Annotated in this window: 21 protein-coding genes; 10 read left to right on the top strand and 11 right to left on the bottom strand. The window is 63.4% G+C overall.

Annotated elements, in window-relative coordinates:
* Genes O7A70_RS06605 through thiD form a run of 3 tightly spaced genes read left to right on the top strand, consistent with a single transcriptional unit; the run spans position 1 to position 2,128 of the window.
* Positions 1-774 carry a thiazole synthase gene (locus O7A70_RS06605; RefSeq protein ID WP_337139650.1) on the top strand — a complete coding sequence of 258 codons (774 nt, stop codon included), beginning with the start codon at positions 1-3 and terminating at the stop codon, positions 772-774.
* Positions 771-1,376 (top strand): thiamine phosphate synthase, encoded by a 606-nt coding sequence (locus O7A70_RS06600; RefSeq protein WP_337139649.1) that lies wholly within the window; start codon positions 771-773, stop codon positions 1,374-1,376. Before O7A70_RS06605 ends, O7A70_RS06600 begins: the two co-directional genes overlap by 4 nt.
* Positions 1,367-2,128, top strand: a complete 762-nt coding sequence (thiD, locus tag O7A70_RS06595; protein ID WP_337139648.1) for a bifunctional hydroxymethylpyrimidine kinase/phosphomethylpyrimidine kinase — start codon at positions 1,367-1,369, stop codon at positions 2,126-2,128. Before O7A70_RS06600 ends, thiD begins: the two co-directional genes overlap by 10 nt.
* A gap of 243 nt (positions 2,129-2,371) precedes the next feature.
* On the opposite strand, the gene O7A70_RS06590 is transcribed toward thiD, so the two are convergent.
* Positions 2,372-3,766 carry a dicarboxylate/amino acid:cation symporter gene (locus tag O7A70_RS06590; protein WP_337139647.1) on the bottom strand — a complete coding sequence of 465 codons (1,395 nt, stop codon included), beginning with the start codon at positions 3,764-3,766 and terminating at the stop codon, positions 2,372-2,374.
* A 219-nt stretch (positions 3,767-3,985) separates the two neighbouring features.
* Between O7A70_RS06590 and O7A70_RS06585 the strand changes: the two genes are divergently transcribed.
* On the top strand, positions 3,986-5,857 hold the full coding sequence (locus O7A70_RS06585) for a sensor histidine kinase (protein WP_337139697.1): 1,872 nt from the start codon (positions 3,986-3,988) through the stop codon (positions 5,855-5,857).
* A 6-nt stretch (positions 5,858-5,863) separates the two neighbouring features.
* Complete coding sequence (locus O7A70_RS06580; RefSeq protein ID WP_337139646.1) at positions 5,864-7,294, top strand: sigma-54-dependent transcriptional regulator; 1,431 nt, start codon at positions 5,864-5,866, stop codon at positions 7,292-7,294.
* Positions 7,295-7,424: 130 nt separating this feature from the next.
* Here O7A70_RS06580 and O7A70_RS06575 read toward each other — a convergent pair whose 3' ends face one another.
* The 7 genes from O7A70_RS06575 to O7A70_RS06545 all read right to left on the bottom strand — a co-directional run bounded on the left by O7A70_RS06575 (position 7,425) and on the right by O7A70_RS06545 (position 13,057).
* Complete coding sequence (locus O7A70_RS06575; protein ID WP_442921164.1) at positions 7,425-7,586, bottom strand: hypothetical protein; 162 nt, start codon at positions 7,584-7,586, stop codon at positions 7,425-7,427.
* 101 nt (positions 7,587-7,687) lie between these two features.
* Positions 7,688-8,209 carry a hypothetical protein gene (locus O7A70_RS06570; protein ID WP_337139645.1) on the bottom strand — a complete coding sequence of 174 codons (522 nt, stop codon included), beginning with the start codon at positions 8,207-8,209 and terminating at the stop codon, positions 7,688-7,690.
* A gap of 384 nt (positions 8,210-8,593) precedes the next feature.
* A complete protein-coding gene (locus O7A70_RS06565; protein ID WP_337139644.1) occupies positions 8,594-10,333 on the bottom strand; it encodes a relaxase/mobilization nuclease domain-containing protein in 1,740 nt (579 codons plus the stop codon).
* A 246-nt stretch (positions 10,334-10,579) separates the two neighbouring features.
* Positions 10,580-11,284: a lytic transglycosylase domain-containing protein gene (locus O7A70_RS06560; RefSeq protein ID WP_337139643.1), complete on the bottom strand. Its 705-nt coding sequence runs from the start codon at positions 11,282-11,284 to the stop codon at positions 10,580-10,582.
* Positions 11,285-11,673: 389 nt separating this feature from the next.
* Positions 11,674-12,000 carry a DUF736 domain-containing protein gene (locus O7A70_RS06555; RefSeq protein ID WP_337139642.1) on the bottom strand — a complete coding sequence of 109 codons (327 nt, stop codon included), beginning with the start codon at positions 11,998-12,000 and terminating at the stop codon, positions 11,674-11,676.
* A gap of 35 nt (positions 12,001-12,035) precedes the next feature.
* The gene (locus O7A70_RS06550) at positions 12,036-12,596 is read right to left on the bottom strand and encodes a S26 family signal peptidase (RefSeq protein ID WP_337139641.1); all 561 of its coding nucleotides are present in this window, start codon (positions 12,594-12,596) and stop codon (positions 12,036-12,038) included.
* Entirely contained in the window at positions 12,593-13,057 is a 465-nt protein-coding gene (locus tag O7A70_RS06545; RefSeq protein WP_337139696.1) for a DUF2840 domain-containing protein, read from the bottom strand. Before O7A70_RS06545 ends, O7A70_RS06550 begins: the two co-directional genes overlap by 4 nt.
* A 325-nt stretch (positions 13,058-13,382) precedes the next feature.
* Here O7A70_RS06545 and O7A70_RS06540 point away from each other — a divergent pair, with 325 nt between their 5' ends.
* The 4 genes from O7A70_RS06540 to O7A70_RS06525 are packed head-to-tail and all read left to right on the top strand — an operon-like array spanning position 13,383 to position 18,043.
* On the top strand, positions 13,383-13,961 hold the full coding sequence (locus O7A70_RS06540) for a TnsA endonuclease N-terminal domain-containing protein (protein WP_337139640.1): 579 nt from the start codon (positions 13,383-13,385) through the stop codon (positions 13,959-13,961).
* The gene (locus O7A70_RS06535; protein ID WP_337139639.1) at positions 13,958-15,625 is read left to right on the top strand and encodes a Mu transposase C-terminal domain-containing protein; all 1,668 of its coding nucleotides are present in this window, start codon (positions 13,958-13,960) and stop codon (positions 15,623-15,625) included. Before O7A70_RS06540 ends, O7A70_RS06535 begins: the two co-directional genes overlap by 4 nt.
* Positions 15,616-16,518 carry a TniB family NTP-binding protein gene (locus O7A70_RS06530; RefSeq protein WP_337139638.1) on the top strand — a complete coding sequence of 301 codons (903 nt, stop codon included), beginning with the start codon at positions 15,616-15,618 and terminating at the stop codon, positions 16,516-16,518. Before O7A70_RS06535 ends, O7A70_RS06530 begins: the two co-directional genes overlap by 10 nt.
* Positions 16,505-18,043 carry a TniQ family protein gene (locus tag O7A70_RS06525; protein WP_337139637.1) on the top strand — a complete coding sequence of 513 codons (1,539 nt, stop codon included), beginning with the start codon at positions 16,505-16,507 and terminating at the stop codon, positions 18,041-18,043. Before O7A70_RS06530 ends, O7A70_RS06525 begins: the two co-directional genes overlap by 14 nt.
* 249 nt (positions 18,044-18,292) lie before the next feature.
* Here the strand turns inward: O7A70_RS06525 and O7A70_RS06520 are convergent, their stop codons facing one another.
* Both O7A70_RS06520 and O7A70_RS06515 read right to left on the bottom strand, forming a co-directional pair.
* Positions 18,293-19,156, bottom strand: coding sequence for a replication initiator protein A (locus tag O7A70_RS06520; RefSeq protein WP_337139636.1), 864 nt, complete (start codon positions 19,154-19,156; stop codon positions 18,293-18,295).
* Positions 19,157-19,179: 23 nt separating this feature from the next.
* A complete protein-coding gene (locus tag O7A70_RS06515; RefSeq protein WP_337139635.1) occupies positions 19,180-19,461 on the bottom strand; it encodes a helix-turn-helix transcriptional regulator in 282 nt (93 codons plus the stop codon).
* Between the two features lie 285 nt (positions 19,462-19,746).
* On the opposite strand from O7A70_RS06515, the gene O7A70_RS06510 reads away from it, so the two are divergent.
* Complete coding sequence (locus tag O7A70_RS06510) at positions 19,747-19,989, top strand: hypothetical protein (RefSeq protein ID WP_337139634.1); 243 nt, start codon at positions 19,747-19,749, stop codon at positions 19,987-19,989.
* Here O7A70_RS06510 and O7A70_RS06505 read toward each other — a convergent pair.
* Positions 19,981-20,331, bottom strand: coding sequence for a DUF2285 domain-containing protein (locus O7A70_RS06505; RefSeq protein WP_337139695.1), 351 nt, complete (start codon positions 20,329-20,331; stop codon positions 19,981-19,983). The two genes, O7A70_RS06510 and O7A70_RS06505, sit on opposite strands and share 9 nt — an antisense overlap.
* Positions 20,332-20,433 lie beyond the last annotated feature (102 nt).

Here is a 20,433-nt window from a genome sequence, read left to right as displayed (position 1 = left end):
ATGTTCGAGCTTTTCGGGACGCCACTTCCCTCCCGGCTGCTTCTCGGCACGGCGCAATATCCTTCGCCGGCCATCCTTGCTGATGCGGTCAAGGCGTCGGGCACCTCCGTGGTGACCGTCTCCTTGCGGCGTGAGATGGCGGGCGGCAGGGCCGGCGAAAAATTCTGGTCGCTGGTTCGATCGCTCGGCACGAAAATCCTGCCCAACACTGCTGGCTGCCACTCCATCAAGGAAGCGGTCATGACTGCGAACATGGCGCGCGAAGTGTTCGGGACGAGTTGGATCAAGCTCGAAGTGATCGGCAACCATGATACGTTGCAGCCAGACGTGTTCGGCCTGGTCGAAGCCGCTCGTATCCTGTCCGAAGATGGTTTTGCGGTTTTCCCTTACACCACCGACGACCTCGTCGTTGCCGAACGGCTGCTGCACGCGGGCTGCAAGGTTCTGATGCCGTGGTGCGCGCCGATCGGTTCCGCCCTCGGGCCGGTCAACATCCCGGCGCTGCGCTCGATGCGCGGACATTTCCCCGGCGTCCCGCTGATTGTGGATGCAGGGCTCGGACGACCGTCGCACGCGGCAACCGTGATGGAGCTCGGCTTTGACGCCGTGCTCCTGAACACGGCGGTCGCCAAGGCGGCCGATCCGGTCGGCATGGCGGGTGCGTTCGGCAAGGCGGTCGATGCCGGATATGAGGCTTTCAAATCGGGAATGCTCGATCCGCGCGATGTTGCCGTGCCATCGACGCCGACATTCGGCCGGGGGGTCTTTTCATGAAGCTCGATCCCTTCTACCTGATCGTCGACAGCGCTGCCTGGATCGAACGGCTGGTGCCGCTTGGCGTCAAGCTGGTGCAGTTGCGCATCAAGGACAGGGATGAGGCCACGCTGCGGACGGAAATCCGCCGCGCAAACGACGTCTGCACGATCCATGGTTGCCAACTGATCATCAACGACTATTGGCGGCTGGCCATCGAGGAAGGCTGCGACTTCGTCCATCTCGGCCAGGAGGATTTAGCTGCGGCCGATCTGCTAGCGATTAAATACGCTGGATTGAAGCTCGGGCTTTCGACCCACGATCACACTGAACTGGAAACGGCGCTGGCGGCCGAGCCGGACTATGTGGCGCTGGGACCCATTTATCCGACCAGCCTCAAGAAGATGAAATGGGCGCCGCAAGGGCTCGAACGGATCAGCGCGTGGAAGCGACAAGTTGCACCGATTCCGTTGGTTGCCATCGGCGGCCTCAACCCTGACCGGCTCGACAGTGTCTTCGAGGCTGGCGCAGACTGCGCGGCAGTGGTCACCGACATCACGCTGAATGCCGATCCCGAAGCGCGCACGCAACAATGGATCGAGAAGACAAACCGATGGCGCTAAGGCAAGAGCCGCACGTGCTTGTCGTGGGGGGATCGGACTCCAGCGGGGGTGGCGGCGTTGCACGCGATATTGAGACGATCTCTGCCGTCGGCGTGCGCACCTGCCTTGCCGTCACCGCAGTGACGGTGCAGACCCACGATGCCGTCATCGCAATCCATCACCTGCAACCCGGGCTGGTCGCCGACCAGATGCGCGCAGCATTGCGGGCCAACAAGGTGTCGGCCATCAAGATCGGCATGCTCTCAACCGGGCGGGTCATTGTCGCGGTCGCGGCCGTGCTCAGCGAATATCCATGGATACCGGCTGTACTCGACCCTGTACTGGCTTCCTCTTCGGGCAGGCCACTGCTGGAAGCGAAAGCGATCGGCGCCATGAAGCGGGATCTCATGCCGCTCTGCCGGCTCGTCACGCCAAATCTCATCGAGTTGGCGGCCCTTGTCGGATCGGAACTGGCAGCAGACGAGGATGACGCGCTCCAGCAGGGAAAAAGATTGCTTGCAGCCGGGCCGCAGGCGTTGTTGCTCAAGGGTGGCCACGCGACGGGACCGCGATCAACAGATATTTTGCTGAGCTCCAACCAAGAATCCATTCGCTTCGAGGCACCGCGTGTTGCCGGAACGATGCGCGGGACGGGATGCATGCTGGCCAGCGCGATCGCCGCGCATCTGGCCAATGCGAGATCGCTTCACGACAGCGTGGTCGAAGGCAAGCGATTCGTCCTCAACAGACTTAAGGAGAATTCTGCCGGGTGACTCTATAATCACCCGAGCTCGCATGGAGGAGATTGTGCTTGCCTCCATGCGCCGGCCCCGGGAGATTGTACACTTCGCTGATTGCGCACATTGAGCATCATTCCTCGACGTCACACCTCCCCTTCGGACCATGAGGTGCAAAGGTAAGCCGAGGGCTGACGGCCAGTTGTTTCGACGCCCGGCTTTGGAATGGCGCGAGTACCCGACAAGTCCGGCCGGCATATCGGCCCGAGCTGAACGATCTCAGTGAGGTTTGCCTTCGTACATATCGTTGCCCCAGAACCGTGGTCGATCGTCCGGCGAGATAGAGATATCCTGCACTTGCGGCAGCGACAGGTCTGCCTCGTCCGGCAATTGACCGGCCATGGCCGCGGCGAGCTTCGTCACATCGAGTTCCTTTTCCCAGCGCGCCACGACGATCGTCGCGACCGCATTGCCGACGAGATTGGTGAGCGCCCTGCACTCTGACATGAAGCGGTCGACGCCGAGGATCAGCGCCATGCCGGCAACCGGTACGGAGGGTACGACCGACAGCGTCGCCGCCAGGGTGATGAAGCCAGCGCCAGTGATGCCAGCGGCACCCTTGGAGCTCAGCATGGCGACGAGTAGCAAAAGGATCTGGTCGCCGAGAGTGAGCGGCGTGTCGGTCGCCTGCGCGATGAACAAGGCCGCCAGCGTCATGTAGATGTTTGTGCCGTCCAGGTTGAAGGAATAGCCGGTCGGAATGACCAGGCCGACCACCGAGCGCTTGCAGCCGGCACGCTCCATCTTGACCATGAGGCCGGGCAGCGCCGCCTCCGAGGAAGAGGTGCCGAGAACCAGCAGCAACTCTTCCTTGATGTAGCGGATCAGCGCCAGGATCGAGAAGCCGTTGTAGCGGGCGACCGTGCCAAGCACCAGCAGTACGAACAGCAGTGAGGTCGCGTAGAAGGTGCCGATCAGCATGGCGAGATTGGCCATCGAGCCGATGCCGTACTTGCCGATGGTGAAGGCCATGGCACCGAAGGCGCCGACCGGCGCGGCCTTCATCAATATGCCGACAAGGCGGAAGATTGGCGCGGTCAGCGCTTGCAGGAAATCGAGGACCGGACGGCCGCGGTCGCCGACGAGCCCCATCGCGATGCCGAACAGCACCGAAAAGAACAGCACCTGCAATACGTCGCCTTGGACAAAGGCGCCAGTGATCGTGTCGGGGATGATGTTCATCAGGAAGCCGACGATGCTGGTGTCATGCGCCTTTTCGGTAAAGGTTATCACCTTCGACGCGTCGAGCGTGGCCGGGTTGATATGCATGCCGGCGCCGGGCCGGACAACATTGGAGACGATGAGGCCGACAACCAGCGCCAGGGTCGAGAACACCAAGAAATAGATCATCGCTTTGCCTGCGACGCGGCCGACTTTCTGCAGGTCGGAAACGCCGGCAATGCCGGTCGCCACCGTCAGGAAGATCACCGGCGCTATGATCATCTTCACCAGCTTGATGAAGGCGTCGCCGAACGGCTTCATCGCGGCACCGGTCTCGGGATAGAAATGGCCGAGAACAATGCCGGCAGCGATCGCCACCAGAACCTGTACGTAGAGATGCCGATATAGGGGAACCTTGCCGCGCGGCTCGGCGGCAGCGATTGCTGTCTGCATGATATCCTCCGTTGCGCCCCGATCGGGAAGCCCGACCTCCCGGGACCTTGAGCTCAACAGCCTCGCGGCTGCTGAATCGGACTTCGCAACTGGCGTGCCAGACGCAGCCTGTTACCGGTAAGTCTCTGATCTCGCGGAATGATCTTCAATTCCCGATGCTTGCCGGCGGGCAAACAGTGCGGCCGGCCGCACAAATCGGATTGCCCGTTGTGCGAAGTTATGCACAAATGGGCGATGCTACAGCGCCGCGCCGACCAATCTTCGACGCAAGAGCAACTCGGCAGGCGTGCGGGCCGAGCCTGGTTCGCTTTCGCGGCAGTAGGGCTCGCGATCATTGCGGCGGCGCTCTATAGCGCCGGTCTCTACGCGCGGGGCATCGAACTCAAGGCGCTGGCGGCGCAGGGGCGCACAGATGTCAACCTGAAAGTGGCGCTACTGAGCGCTGTTCTGGAAAATCCACGCGCGCTGCCGCTGTTGCTATCGCAGGACCAGCAGGTGCACGATGCTCTGGCACGGCGCGATCCCGTCGCGATCAATGTGCTGAACCGCAAGCTCGAGGGGCTGGTCTCCGGCACCAAGGCGTCGGTGCTCTACGTCACCGGCGCCAATGGTGTGGCGGTCGCATCCAGCAACTGGCGCGACCCGAACAGCTTTGTCGGCAGCGACTACGGCTTTCGCGCCTACTTCTCTAGGGCGATGCAGACCGGAACAGCCGAATATTTCGCGCTCGGCAATGTCAGCAAGCGTGCGGGCCTTTACATTTCGCGACGTGTCGGCAATGCCACAGCACCACTCGGGGTCGTCGTCGTCAAGATGGAGTTCGATCAGATCGAAGCGAACTGGCGCGAGGCGAATCGGCCGACCTATGTCAGCGACGAACATGGTATCGTGCTGATCACCAGTATTCCGTCCTGGCGTTTCAGGACGACAGCAGCTCTTGCTGGGCCTGACCTTGTCGCGGTCCGCGACAGCCAGCAGGTCGGCCATGCGCCTCTGAAGCCGTTACCGATCACACGCCCCAAGGTCTTGAGCCAGGATGTATCGATTGTCCACGCCATGGTGCCAGGCGGCAACGACGCGGAATATCTGCGCCTCTCGACCCAGGTCCCCACGACAAGCTGGCGACTCGACTATCTCCTACCTGCGGAAGCACCGCTAGCGGCCGCTGTCCGCGGCATGCGGCTCCTGGCGCTTGGCATCATGCTTCCGCTTCTGAGCCTGGCTGCTTATCTGCTCTGGCGCCGGCAATCGGCGCAGATGAGAATCGCGACCGAACAGGCGGCCCGCTCTGAGCTCGAACGCCGCGTCGCCGAGCGAACAGAGGATCTAAGCCGCGCTCGCGATCGGCTGCAGTCCGAGATCATCGGCCACCGCAGCACGGAAGCCAAGCTCCAGGTGGTACAGCAGGATCTGGTCCAGGCAAATCGACTGGCCATCCTGGGGCAGGTCGCGGCCGGCGTTGCGCATGAGATCAATCAGCCGGTTGCCACCATCCGGGCCTATGCCTGCAACGCCCGCGTCTTCCTGGAGCGCAAGCAAACCGCTCCGGCAGAGGAGAACCTCGGCGCCATAGCCGCGCTGACGGAACGCATCGGCTCAATCACCAATGAACTAAAGGCCTTCGCCCGCAAGGGCCGCACGGCCGCTGCGCCGGTGGACTTGCGCGGCGTCATCGACAGTGCAGTCGTCCTGCTGAGAAGTCGTTTTGCGGGCCGGCTCGACGCGCTTGTCATCGAGCCCGCGCCTGCCTCCTTCAAGGTCATGGGAAACCGGGTCCGGCTCGAACAGGTGCTAATCAATCTCTTCCAGAATGCCCTGGAAGCGCTTGACGGCTGCGATCACGCCAGGGTGGACGTCTCGATCGATGAAACGGCCGATGGTGTGACGCTCAGCGTGTTGGACAACGGGCCCGGCATTCCGCCGACCATCCTGAAGTCGCTGTTCACGCCGTTCAACACGTCGAAGGAAACCGGCCTCGGCCTTGGCTTGGTGATCTCGAAGGATATCGTCGCCGACTATGGCGGCCGCATCGAGGTAGAGAGCGGCGAGAGGGGCACCTGCTTCACCATACATCTTTTGAAGGCAGCGTAGTCGAACATGACGCACCAGAGCCCAGCACCAGTGATACTAATCGAGGACGACCGTGACCTCCTGAAAGCCACCGCCCAGACGCTTGAGCTTGCCGGATTCTCGGTATCGGCCTTCTCGATGGCGGCGAAGGCCTTGGCCGGGATCGATTCCGATTTTGCCGGTGTGGTGGTGTCCGATATCCGCATGCCCGAGATCGACGGGTTGCAGCTTTTCGACCGCATCCTGCGGCTCGATCCGGACATCCCCGTCATTCTTGTCACCGGCCACGGGGACGTCGCAATGGCTGTCAAGGCGATCAAGGATGGCGCTTACGACTTCATCACCAAGCCGTTCGCCGCTGAGGGCCTGGCACAGAGCGTGCGGCGGGCCGCGGAAAAGCGGCGTCTGACGATGGAGAACCGGGCGTTGCGCGAGGCGGGTGAGCTGGCACAGGACAGCCTGCCGCTGATCGGCCAGACCCCCGCGATGGAAAGGCTGCGCCGCACCTTACGGCAAATTGCAGACACCGATGTCGACGTGCTGGTAACCGGCGAGACTGGCTCCGGCAAGGAGGTGGTGGCCGGGCTGCTGCATCGCTGGAGCCGCCGCGCCAAGGGCAATTTCGTCGCTCTCAATTGCGGCACCCTTCCGGAGACGGTGATCGAAAGCGAATTGTTCGGACACGAGGCCGGCGCTTTCACCGGCGCGCAAAAGAAGCGGATCGGCCGTGTCGAACATTCAAGCGGCGGCACGCTGTTCCTCGACGAGATCGAAAGCATGCCGGTTTCGACACAGGTGCGCATGTTGCGGGTGTTGGAAATGCGCGAGGTCATGCCGCTTGGCACCAATGACGTGAGGCCGGTGGATCTGCGCGTCGTCGCCGCCGCCAAGGTCGATCTCGGCGACCCGCGCCAGCGCGGCGATTTCCGGGAGGACCTCTATTACCGGCTCAACGTGGTCACCGTCTCCATTCCACCGCTGCGCGAGCGCCGCGATGATGTCGCTCTTCTGTTCGGCTACTTCGCAGAGCGCGCCGCAATCCGCTTTCATCGCCCGGTGCCCGCCGTGCCAGCCGCCGTCCAGCACCATCTCCGGCAACATGATTGGCCCGGCAATGTTCGCGAACTCGCGCATTTTGCCGAGCGCTTCGTGCTCGGGTTGGAAGAGATCGGTGGCAGCTCTTCTCTTCGGCCGGCCGATCCGGACACCGTCATGTCCTTGCCCGAGCGCCTGGAGCGCTATGAGGCACACATCATCCGCGAGACGCTCGGCCGCAACGGCGGCGATGTCAGGCGCACGGTCGAGGCGCTCGGCATTCCGCGCAAGACGTTTTACGATAAGCTGCAGCGCCACGGCATCGTACGCGGCGATTTTTCCAAGCAATCGGGGATCTCCGAACTGAGTGCAAAAGCGCTGGACGCACGCGAGAAAGGCAGGCGGCAGTTCGGCCCAGGCTGAAAAATCGTCCGACGCCGCTGAATCGGCCGTGTGCTGTGCTCCGTGGCGCGGCGATTGTATTCAGCGGGCGCCTACCACCGGCTGCGCGTGCAAGCCGGCGCGTGATGGGCCGTCGCCTTGGACATCAGAGCTATTCACCCGGCTCATCTGCACTGCCGATCTTGTATATACCATTTGGAGTGACAATCGGTGCGCAATGGTCGGGAATAACGAACCACTTCCAGCCGTTTTCGAACAGGAGTCCGTATGTGCCGCCGTCTGCGGCGAGCGCTGCCTCGGCCTTGCCGATCAAGGTCTCATGTACATCAGCGCGTCGCCGGCGAGGACGCCGCTACCGAACAGCCGCTGACCGACAAGTTCTGAGAGCCTCAAGCTGAAGACGTAGAGGCCAGCCTACAGACCCGTCGGCATCAGGCTGGCTAGCCAGTTCACTGAGCGTTTTGCGGCCTCGGCGATCGCCGAGACGGCGCGGCCAAGATCGGTCTCGACCACCGCATATCCGTTTTTCGTCCGATAAAGCACGCCGGTCCCGCCATCGACCACCTGTTCGTAGGCGACAGGTCGGGCGGCGGCGGCCTCCGTGGCCGTGGTCGGTGAACCGACCGGCACACTGGGGCGATGGCTTAGCTCTGCCGGCAGCGCTCTTTCAGGCTCAGTGGTTGGGCTCGCAGACTTCAGTTCCGGGCGGGAAGCGGTCGCGGCCCCTTTCGCGGTGGACGACGACCCTTTGGTGCGGCAGATGCCGGAGACGAGCGGGTAGTCGAAATTGCGCTCATGCAGGATCTGGCTCTTCATCGCGGCTTCGCACTCGGCGATGGTCGACCATTTGGCCGGCGTCTCGCCGATATATTCGCACAGCTTGGCGTCGCAGTCGCAGCCGACAATGGTCATCGCGACGAGGGCGATCTTGGTCATGGTCTTGTCCCTTCGATATGCCCTCCGGCAACCCATTCATGCATCGGGGCAGCGAGCGTCCGCGCGGCGGTCAAGAGCAGGACGCGCAGAGTGTCAACTCTGGATCTCAGCTGTTTGAACAAGGTCGTCGTCTGTTTGAGATACCCAGATCGCAGGATGTCGCCGCCAAGCCAACTCTGCATTCGCGCGCGCATGATCTCTCTGACGACGACGGTTGGTCATATTCTTCCTCAGATTGATTAGCAGGGGACAGACTGGAATACGGCGACCTTATTTTGTCGGGAGAAGTCAGACTCAAGAGCCGCGCCGACTGCGCAGCAACGGGGATGCTCCTATGAAAAAAGGGCCTCGACCGGACTATGTCGCGTACCTGACCAACCAGCCTCATAGCCCGAGCCCTCGTTTCCTGCCTAGTGTCCAATCCACACCACCCCCGGCCCGCATGACGCCGGTGACATGCCTGCCCAGGTGAGTCTCGAGTCGGGGTGACCAAGGCACAAGCTTGAAGCCGAGCCCATCGTCGATCATCGCGAAGCGGCCTGTGGCAAGAGAGAAGCGCCGTCGGTAGGCACCAGCAATTTGGTCACCTTCAGCTGCCTTCGCGAATACCAGACCTGTCGCGGCGGCCAGCTGCGCGCCCAGTGCATCAATCTCGCGACCGCGAAGCTCTGCAATGAGGTTGCGCGCGAATATGACACGTTCAGCCTCACGCCGCGCCAAGCCTTGCTCGACAAGGTGTTGGGTGCGGTTCTCCAGCGCCTGTCTAACCTCCTGTGCAAATCCGCCCTCGCCTAGTCTGGCTGGCCGATGCGCCACCAGTTGCCGATCGAGCCACGTCGCGCCGTCAGCACCGACCTGTTCTTTGATCGAAAGATCCGAACGGACAGCAAGGGCGACCCGGCTCCGGCCCTGCCCGTCTTCGTAGCGCCGAAGCTCGACAATCGAACCTGGTGCAGAGTCTCCCGTGGTATCCAGATCTTGAAACCGGATGTAGTGGGTGCGGCCATCGATGCCGTCGACAATTGCGTACGCAGACGCGCGCAACTCGTCATCCAGGCCTCGGCCCATGAGCCTGCCGATGATGGGCGCGTCGCTCGCCTCGCCCGCAAGAACTTGGTCGGCAGTGCCTCTGTCGAGCCCATGTTCGGCCAGCGTGCGATGCATCCGCTTGATGATGTCGTTGCGCTCGCCAAGCGCCCGCAGGGTGGCTTCGGCTTCGGCGACCACTGTCCACTGACCGCCACCGATCGGGTGCGCGAGGCCAAGGCTTTCCAACTTTCGTAAGCGGCCGACTTTCACCGCGAGATACTCATCAGGCTTCCGACCCCCGATAGGGGCGACGTCGACCATGCCATGCCTGTCGAATTCATGAGCAAGCTGGCGGTCGAGTTCCGTCCAGCGTTCGGCTTCGATTTGTCGATGGAATGTGCGATCAATTTCACGATCGGTCCTTGGCCCAAGTTCCTGAGTGATCAGATCCTGCGCACGACTGCGCATCCCATTTTTTATGTAGTCGCGAGAGATGACGAGATCCTGACCGTCCCCGGATCTGCCGCGCAGGATGATGTGGACGTGGGGATTGTCCGTGTTCCAATGATCGACGGCCAGCCAATCTAGAGTGGTGCCAAGGTCCTTCTCAGCCTGCACCATCAGGTCGCGAGTGAAGGTCTTGAGATCGGCCATGTCGAGGGCGTCTTGGGGCGAGACGATGAAGCGAAAATGGTGCCGATCATCCGCGCACCGGTCGGCGAAATCTTTGACATCGACATCGTCGGTTTGCAGTCCAAACATGCGCGCCTTCTCGCCGTCGCGGGTGACCCCTTCGCGCCGCAGATAATTGAGGTGTCGGGCAAGCGGGCCATTCTGTCGCTTGTGACGGACCACGAGCGCCTTGACTGTGCAGGAACGAGAGCGGCGGCTGATGAAGCGACTGGCGCGAATGCTCGCCACCCGGCCGCGTCCAAAATAGGAGCCGTGCCCGTTCGTGATTCTGCCATGGCGAGAAATTCTCCCCCCAGCTTTCCGCGCGGCGGCAAGCGCTTGGGCGATGAAGGGCCGTGCCCTTTGGCTTTGGCGCGAGCGGATACGGCCCGGCCGCACGCGGAAATCATCGTCACCTCTCACGACAATTCCCCTGCGATGTGCGAACCACGCTGAAACGGTTGCAGAATACCAATTCGCGCGATGTGCGTGTGTTTCTGGCGATGTGCGCAAAGCTCGAGAAAAGCCAATCAAAACAACCGACCGACCGAGCCGCACATCGCGGCCTTTTATCTTGCCATCCCTCGCCGACCTCCCTAGCCGCCAGCACTTCCGCCGCCCATTCCGCGACAAAACAGGCCAGAACCAGATCGACGCGAAAACCAGCGCTCATCGAGATGCACCGCGCGATCGTGGGATGAAGAGGCTGTTCGCAGCCGGCTTTGGGGTGGGATAGGAGTTTGTGCGCAAAGTAGCCGGCTCCGGCTCAAGCGCTGTGAGATCGCTCAACGTCGCGTCGCTCTGTGGCGGCATTGCGATTAAACGCATCTGCGCGAACACCGTTTGGTCGACGGAATCGAAACCTCTTTTGTCTCGCCATTCGACGTCATTTATCCGAGCAAACTCGCGAGCAAAAAGCTGCGAACGATCCGCGCTCGACCGCTTTCCCAATCGTTCCAATTGGGGCGGGATCGCAACAGCTCCCTTGATCAACGGCATCAGCTTCGCAACGTAGTCGATCGTTTCGCGAGGCAGCGGACGACCGGTTGAAAGATGCTCCTGGTAGCGTTGTGGTCCGGCGTTGTAGGCGGCAAGAAATCCCTTCGGACCGAAACGATCGAGCATCTCGCGAAGATACGCAGCGCCGGCAATAATGTTGTCTCGCGGGTTGTATGGATCGTTCCCGCGACCATGTTTGACGCGCAGTTCTTCCCAGGTGGTGGGCATGATCTGCATCAAGCCCATGGCACCCTTTGGCGAGAGAGCACGCACATCGGCGGCGCTCTCGACATGCATCACTGCGCGTATCAAGCGCTCGGGGAGTTCATAACGTTTCGCGGCTTCACAGATGTAAGCGGACCACGTCCCGCTCATCCCGATCGCTCTCCCGGCGCAGGATTTTAGCAGGTATGATGGAGGTTCTGCTGCCGGGCTGGACACAGAGACAAACATGAGCAGCGCGCATGCCGAAAGCGTCGACATACGTAGGCGAGTGACGCGTGGACCACAGTCCCGACCCGCCGAGAGACTGCCGCCGTGCTCGCTTCCGTCAAGGGCAAGGCTTCGCCGACCGACCATGCTTCTCATGCAAGACTGCAGCGCAAGCAGCGCCTCAGTCGATGGAGAACCGTTCGGCCGCCCTTGACCTCCGCTGCGCGCGACGGCCGCCTGACAGGCGATCGGGTCGAAGGGTTTGACCGGCATTCGATCGATCAAAGGGTTTGCCATGGCAAGATCGATGGTGCGCGATCGAAACATCGAACTCAGGCCCGTTCTTCGCGCTTCGACGGCCGGCTCCAGTGCAGATTCCAGACGTCCTTTTCCGTGGGGACCTGGAACAGGTTGGCGCGTATTGGCTGCGTGAAGGACGGATCGTCGATGAGCACCGAGAGGTAGGCGCCTGCCTTCTCCCCGGTGCGGTCCCACGCCGCGCCGATTTCGACGCCGTCGCAGTAGATGCGGTGTTCGGGGGCATTTTCCGCATCCGTTTTCTCGACAGGCAGGATGGCGAGCTTGGCATCGATCGTCAGCGTGCAGATGTTGCCGAAGAAGCCGTCATCGTTGCGGGTGAAGGTGCCGATCTGACTCATGTGATTGTCCTTTCGTCGGGAGAGAAAACGCGCCGTCATGGCTCGCCGGGAGCCGGTTCGCCGGAGGCATCCGGCGCCGGAGTTGGGCGGTCGATGGTCCAGATGGGGACCGCACGACCAACGATGCTGGTGATTGGGAGTGGACCGAAATAGCGGCTGTCGAAACTGCCGGCGGCAGCCCAGTTCATGAGGAACATTTGGCCGTCGGCAAGCACATGGCAGCCTTGCCACACAGGCAGCGGTCGACCGCGACTGTCGCGCTCGAGCGCGCTGCCGTAGATCTTGCCGTGCGCGATGATGGCCGCCCCACGGCGACAGACGGTTTCACCGCCGTGCGCCAGGACATGCTTCAAGAGGGGCACGCCGCGCGGCAGATATTGGCGTTCGGTGAGGACATCGGCGAGCGCTGCGGGCGGCATTATGACGGCGAGATCACCGTCAGCGATCTTTTGGTCTGGTTCGATGCGATAGAGCCCAATCGGAACGCTCGCCGAAGCGTTCCAGATCAACCACGGCGTATGTCTGCTCAAGGCCGGGGTGACGATCAACGCCGTGCCGGCGAGCATCGTCGCGGCAATCTTGCCGCGCGCGCTCATGGCTCGATCCGGCGGCGCAGCAGCCACGCTTCATGCCGCTGCCGTGTGTAAGGCCTGGGGCTTTCACGCGCGGCGAGCCGGCTATGGACGTGCCGCCAATATTCCGGCGAAACGTCTGTTGCGTCGATGCTGATCGCTTCGACGGCATCGATGATCTCCAGAATTTTCTCTACCTTCGGCCATCCGATGGCGGTCAGCAGGATCTCGGCGCCGGGCCGAACATAGGCGACGCTCGAGCAGCGCCTGCCCGCACCGACGGCGCGCAGAATGTCGATGCGTGAGGCGACGGTGCCAAAGTCGCTTGCCGTCCAGCGGACGAATGCGAAGATGCTGCCAGGCGCGAAAGCGATGACGCGGCGGCTTCTGTCGATAATTCTGTTCTCGACGGATTTGCCGAAGCGGATATAGTTCTCGATCCGCTTCTTCAGCCAGAGCAGTTCGACGAAGGTGAATTCGCTCACGCCGCCCTCCCCTGCATGGGGGGGGCAGTCGCAAGGCTGTGCGACCCGGTTGAAGGGGCGGCCGACACGTGGGTGCTCCAACGGATTTTGGTCCCTCCGCCGACGCTCCGGTGGGCGCATCGCGAAGGTCGTCCACAGTCTGTTGTCGGTGCGACGAGTTTCGTGAATCGGCGCGCAGCGGAAACTGAGTCCGCGCAAAGGCTTGGCGACATAGATATTGTCCCATGTTTGTGAACTGACCCCAAGATGTGCGATGTTTGCGTACTGAGTCGTTTGAAGGTGGAGGCCGATGCGGCGGCGCATTCCCCTCAGCCGGCGATCGCATGTGACCGGCTTCCAGGCCCTCGCGACGGGGGTGGCGCAGCACGAAAGCGCGCTCGAACGAGACTTCGTGACGCTCGCGAACTGGACGGATGCGGGTGCGTTGGTGACCGAGCAGCCGGTCACGATCCGGTTCCGGCACGGGCAGCGGTCGCGGCGATACACGCCTGACTTCCGCGTCGACTGGAGCGCCGGGGGCTCCGATCTCGTCGAGGTCAAATATCGCGCCGACCTCAGATCGGACTGGCATCGGCTGAGGCCGGCGTTCGTCGCCGCCCGGGCCTGGGCTGGCGAGCATGGCGCCCGCTTCAGGATTGCCACGGAGCGCGGCATCCGCGGTCCGCGCCTCGATGCGGCGAAGAGGTTGCTGCCGCTCAGGAACGTGCCGATCGACACCGCGCTGGCGGAGTTGGCCGTGGCGCGGGCGCGCGCCGACGCCATCGACTTCATCGGGCTGGTCGACGCCTTGCCAACGACGCGCGAAGCCGGATTGGCCGTGGTCTGGCGCCTGATCGCGCGGGGCGCCCTTGTCGTCGATCTGTCGGCGCCAATCGTGCCGAGCACGCGCGTGGGTGCGGCGTGAGCGTGCCCGACATCGCGACCGTGAGCGGCGCCGCGTGGGATGAAGCCCGCCGCTTCCTGCCGATCATCCGGCGCCTGGCGGATGATCCGAGCCGAACCCGAGCGGACGTGGAAGCTGGCGCGGCGGAGCTGGGCTGTGGGCCGACCCACGTCTATGCCCTGATCCGCCGCTACATCGCCGATCCGCGACTGACGAGCCTGTTGCCGCGCAAGCGAGGGCCGAGCGCCGGCTTCTCCCGACTCGAAAACGAGGTGGACGCGCTGGTCGACGAGGCGATCGACGGCGTCTATCTCACGCGCCAGAAGCCCAAGATCATGCACCTGGTCGAGGAGGTGCAGCGCCAGTGTGCGGCGCGCGGCCTCACCGCGCCGAGCCGGCGAACCATCACAGCCCGGCTTCGCGCCCGCCCAGGTAGGGACGTGATCGCCAAGCGCCAGGGCGCCAAGGCGGCGCGCGACCGCTACGCTCCTGTCGTCGGTTCGCTGGAGGCCCGCTGGCCGTTGTCGTTGATCCAGATCGACCACACGCTGGTCGACGTGATCGTGGTGGACAGCGAGACGCGCGCACCGATCCAGCGCCCCTGGCTGACCCTGGCGATCGACGTCTGCACGCGCTGCGTCGCCGGCTTCCACCTGTCGCTGGAGCCGCCCTCGGCAACGTCCGTGGCGCTCTGCCTGACCCATGCAGCGCTCGCCAAGGAGAGCTGGCTGGCCGAGCGCGGCATCGATGCGGAGTGGCCTGTGCGCGGCATCCCCGAGCGACTGCACCTCGACAACGCCAAGGAGTTCCGGTCCGAGGCGCTGAAGCGCGGTTGCGAGCAATATGGCATTGCCGTCGACTACCGTCCCGTACGCACCCCGCACTATGGCGGGCACATCGAGCGGCTGATCGGCACGATGATGGGCAAGGTCCATCTGCTGCCGGGCACGACCTTCTCCAATATCCAGGAGAAGGGCGACCTGAGGCCCGATCGGACCGCCGCCATGACGATCGACGAGGTCGAGCGCTGGCTCGGCCACGCAATTGCCGGCGTCTATCACCGCGAACTGCATCGCGGCATTGGCATGACGCCGCTCGCCGCCTGGGAGCGTGGCATTACCGGCGAGGGCGCCACGCTCGGCCGTGGCGCGCCGGTCGCCGTGCCTGATCCTCGCCGCTTCCTGATCGACTTCCTGCCGATCGAGCGCCGCCGGATCCGGCGCGATGGCGTGGCCCTGCACTCGATCGCCTATTGGTCCGACGTGCTGAGTACCTGGATCGGCCATCCAGAGCGGATGATCGTGCGCTACGACCCGCGCGATCTCAGCCGCATCTATCTGCTTGGGCCCGATGGCACCTATTACGACCTTGCCTATCGCGACCTGCGGCGGCCGCCGATCAGCCTGTGGGAGCACCGCCTGGCGCTGAAGCGCCTGCGGGAGGAGGGACGGTCGCTGGTCGACGAATCGGCGATCTTCCGCACGATCGAGGCGATGCGCACCATCGCCGACGATGCGGTGCGCACGACCAAGACGGCCCGCCGACAGCGGGAGCGCCGCCTCCGGGTCGTGGCAGGTGGTGCAGCCGAACCCGCAGCCGTCCCGGATCGGAGTGCGGCAGTCGGCCCCGTCGAGGCCGACGCCCCGCTGGAGGACCGCATCTTCCCGTTCGAGGAATGGTCGTGAGCGAGGATTACCGGCATCTGCACCCTGCAGTGCGACCGCTGGCCGACGCCGCCGCGGAGGCACGGGTGCGGCGCATTCGCACGGATCGCTGGATCGGCTATGCACGGGCGGACGCCGCCCTGGCGGCTATGGAAGATCTGCTGACCTTCCCGAAGCGGATGCGGATGCCGAACCTGCTGCTGGTCGGCCCGACGAACAACGGCAAGACCATGATCGTCGAGAAGTTCCGGCGGGTGCATCCACCCATCACCGCCGTGGAGACAGCGGACGGCGTGGCGGTCCTGCCGGTGCTGAGCGTGCAGATGCCCCCGGGGCCGGACGAGGGCCGGCTGTTCGGCGCGATCCTCGACGGGCTCGGAGTGCCGTTCGGCCCTCGCGACCGCATCGCCGCCAAGCAGGACATGGCGGTGCGGATGATGCGTGCGACGGGCACGCGCCTGCTGGTGATCGACGAGCTGCACAACCTGCTGTCGGGCACCACGATGCAGCAACGGCGGCTGCTCAACCTGCTGCGCTGGCTGGGCAATGAGTTGCAAATACCGCTCGTCGGCGTCGGCACGGCCGAGGCGTTGCGCGCGATCCGAAGCGACGACCAGCTCGTCAATCGGTTCGAGCCATTCGCCTTGCCGCTGTGGCAGGACGACGAGGAATATCGGCGGCTTCTCGCGACGCTCGAAGCGGCCTTGCCGCTGCGCAAGCCGTCGCACCTCGACGATCCGGTCATGGCTGGCCGCATCCTCGCGGCGGCGGAGGGCGTGCTCGGCGAGATCATCGCTGTCGTCGTCAAGGCGGCTGTGCTGGCGGTCGAGACCGGGACGGAGGCGATCCCAGCACGCATGATCGAGGATGCGGGCTTCATCCGGCCCTCCGAGCGTCGGCGTGTTGCGGTCTGATCTGTTCGCCGTCTCGGCCATGCCCGAGGCGTTCCCGGCACGGGCGATGCTGCCCGTTCACATCGAGCCGGCGGCGGATGAGGCGCTCGTGTCGTGGCTCGTCCAGCTGAGCTGGGCGCTCCGACAGTCTCCGCTCATGTTCAGCCGGCACGGCTTCAAGGTGGATGCCGCGGGTGATCCCGAGTGGTGGCGTCGTCCGTCGGCAGGCCAGCTCGCAACGATCGCGGAACGGACCGGAGTCGAGCAGGCCCGGCTGAAAGCCATGACGCTCCTGGGCTGGTCGGTCGCACGTGACGATGAGGGCGCGCAGCGCTTCACAAGCCGGCGCTGGACAAATCCGAAGCCGCGCCGGAAAGGCCGGCGTGTCGATGTCTGCGGGCAATGTCTGGCGGAAGACGAGCGACCCTATCTGAGGCGGCTCTGGCTGCTGGGCTGGATCGGTGTCTGCCCGCGGCACCGAACCCGGCTGATCGGGGAATGCCCGGGATGCCGGTGTCCGATCCGGTTCAAAGGGCTGAACGCGAAGGCGCCAGTCGACCTGCTTGCGTGCCAGAAGTGCGGCCGAGGGTTGGCCTGCTTGCAGGGGCAACGGGCGAGTGATCGGTCGGTCGATCTGCAATCGCTGCTTGTTGCGGGGAAGAAGACCGGCGTCGTGCTCCTGCCAGGCGTGGGCGAGGTCGAGTGGGCCACGATGATGGCGGTTGCAGACATGCTGCTCGGCATGATCTGGACCGGTGTCGCCACCCAGCACCGCGAGCAGCTGTTCAACCGGATCGCCCGCGAACTTGATCTGGGCTGGGAAGATCGGCTCTCGCTCTCGCTTGGCTCGAACTATGGAAGCTTGCTGATGCTCGACTGGCTGGTGGCGGACCTGCCGCACCGCCTGCCTGCGGCGATCGGCATCCTGAAATCTGTCCGCTTCGAAGGTCTCCTGGGCCGCCACAACGATATCGACGACGATATGGCCGCACACCTGCGCACGATCCTGGCGGCGGCAATAGCCACGCCGGCTGTCGGACGAGGTGCGTGGCGTTCCTGGATCGACAGCTTGCCTGATAGCGCCTCCGAATTGCGGGAGCGAGCCGCCCGCGAACGCTTCAAGCACCGGCGCCAACGGCTGACGGCCTTTGCCGCACTCAAGGCGGGGGCGACCGTCGGGGAGGCGGCAGCAATAGCCCGTGTCCAGCAGGTGAGCGTTTATCGCTGGCTCGACCGCGGGATCGAACATGGGCTCGAAGCGGCCCTTGAGCGCCCAACCGGAAAGCCCGTCCTGACATCGGCTCAATCGGAGGCGCTTGCACAATGGATCCGTGCCGACCGCGCCAACCAGAATCGCCACGCCATCGTTGCTCAGGCGCAGGCGCGGTTCGGGATCGAGCTGAGCCTCGACATCGCGTCGAACCTCCTGAGGAAGCATCGCGACCGAAAGCCAGGCAGCGTCCGCCGTCGCCGGCGTCTGTGGGGGCCGATGAAGCCAAGGGGACCGCGGGCCAAGCCTACTCATGACCTGGCTCCCGGTTCGTGAATCGAGTCCGCGAAACTTCGCCCCGGTACACGAAACTCTGCGCCGGTTCGCGAAACTCGTCGCACCGACATCTGTCTACCGGAACCGAGCCTTGCGTTAGAAAGAATCCGAAGGATTCGAAGTTAGATAAGTTAGGGGCGCGATTTCGTCTTTCGGCTCCGTGGGTTGATTGTGGTTTGGGTTCCTGAAATGACGAGGATCGGGTTCCCGAAATCCCGTGCCGTCGGGTTCCTGAAATGCCGAGCTGATTCACAGGCTGTCCTCCGTTGACCTGGCCTTGCCGAAGCGGTTGAACGGATCCAGGTGACAGGCTTTGAACGTGAGCAGTTGTTCGCCGGTCTGCGTCACGCCCAGAACTAGGCGATAGCCCGGCAAGGATTGCCGGCGCACGATCCCGCGAACCTCGAAGGCAAAGCGCTTGTAGGCCGAGAGGCTGCCGGACTTTGCGTGGAGATGGCGCAAGTCGAACGACCAGCCATGCGCCTGTCGGCCGCCGTGCTTGCGCACGAGGCGATAGAGCCAGCGTTCGATGCCTCCGGTCAGCTCGAAGTAGGCGCGGTCAATGGTGAGCACGAAGGCGTCGACCATGATGCCGGCGTAGAACCAGTCGGGCAGGACAAGCTCGATGCCAAGCGGTCGAGCGCGATGGTCGGCCCGTTCCTTCCACTCGTTGATCCAGGAGAAGCGGTGCATGCGCCGCTCGGTCGGTTGGCGGATCGAGGTGGCGACGGTGGTCGACTGCAATCGATCCAGGGCCGCCTTGAGCAGCAGATATTCCCGGGCGGATGTGCCGCGACCGATGAAGGTCAGGATCTCGTGTGGTGTTGCTGCCATCACGCGCGAGGTTCGCAGCCCATTGTCACGGGCATCAACAATCTGAGAGGCGGCCCAGATCAGGATGTCGGCATCCCAGATCGTCGCCATGCCATGCTCGATGGTTGCCTCGACGCGGATGGCGACTTCGCCCATGCGAAAGTCGATCGGCCTGATGCGCCGCGATTTGGCCAGCGAGAAGAATGGCCACGCCATCAGGTCCTGTGCATCCCGCAGCGCCAACTTGCCGGGGCGCGCATGAAATAACGTAATCGACGCCAGATCTCCCGGAGATGTCATGTCCGTATCCCGCAACGAAAGGCTCAGCGCGACTTGCCGGCATAGGCCGGGGCGCGCGCCGCATGTGGCTTGGCGGGAGGAATATCGATTGCGTTGATATCACTGGTGGACGTGCGTGCGCCGAGTTCGATCCAGGCGTGCAGGTCGTCGATGTCGTAGAGAACGCGACCACCGACCTTGCGGTATTTGGGACCGGTGCCGTAGGTCCGGTGTTTTTCCAGGGTCCGGACGCAGAGGCCAACGATAGGTGCCGCCTCCTTGGTCCGAAGATATTTTTGGCGCGCGTCCGCGGGACCCTTCGACATCGCTCGATCTCCATTCGGTTTTGCTGTCGTCCTGGCCTGCCGGGACGCGCGAAACGGACGATGGCCGAATCGAGAAATGGCGAGGGAGGGCAAAGATCGACGGGCGTGTTTTTGCTACCCCAGGCGCCGAGACCAGCGTCGACACTGGTGAGGCGGACGCGGCATCGTCTTAGGAGACCGAGCTGGCTGTGAATCGGGGCTATGGGCGACCTTGGTCAATACCAAGATCCGATGATCGACCTCAGCTTCGTTTTTTGAACTGTTGCCGGCGAAGGAGGAATCACCATGCCATCGATCAACTGCCGTCTCGCCGAGGATGATGCCGGAACATGGCAACTGGTTTTCGATCCTGAAGAGCTACAATTATGTATCGAATTCATCCACTGTGGCTCTGCTTCACAGCCCCGACAATGGATGTCGGTTGAGGATTTTCTGGCTTGGGCACCACGCAATCCTCTTCATCGAAAGGCGCAGGATTGCTTCATCAAGTTCTTGGCGAAGGCTATTTTCGCCCAGAGCCTAATCTGACTTGGAATTGCCCTGGCGGCTTTGCGGATAGAGGAGAAGGTCGCGATAGCCGCCGGCCACCAGGCGGTCGGCCCGGCGCAGGATCGCCCGTACCTTGTGGCGCAGGTGATGGTCGCGCCAGTCGCGCGCGGCGATGGGCTCGTGGCAAAGCAATTTCTCGGCGAGCCGGCGGTAAGGCGCCCGCGCGTGCCTTCCATCAAAAGCACGGAGATTGAGTATGTGCCTCAGCTTGGTTTGCTGTGGCAGGGAACCATAGCGCGCGCCGAGCCGATGGCCCTTCAGCGCCCGCCGGAGCCGGCGCGCCGCGTCGAGCCTGGTTTCGAAATTGTCATCAAGCGGCAGGACAACAGCATTGATGTCGAGCAGGCTTCCTGGTTCAGCCGAGACGATGTGATATGTCTCTTGTGCCGACGGCCAGAGAACATGAACTTGGTCGGCTTCTGT

The organism is Mesorhizobium sp. Cs1299R1N1 (assembly GCF_037179655.1).
Taxonomy (GTDB): Bacteria; Pseudomonadota; Alphaproteobacteria; order Rhizobiales; family Rhizobiaceae; genus Mesorhizobium; species Mesorhizobium salmacidum.
The sequence above is the reverse complement of the archived record's forward strand: the minus strand, read 5'-3'. Positions and strand labels throughout refer to the sequence as shown.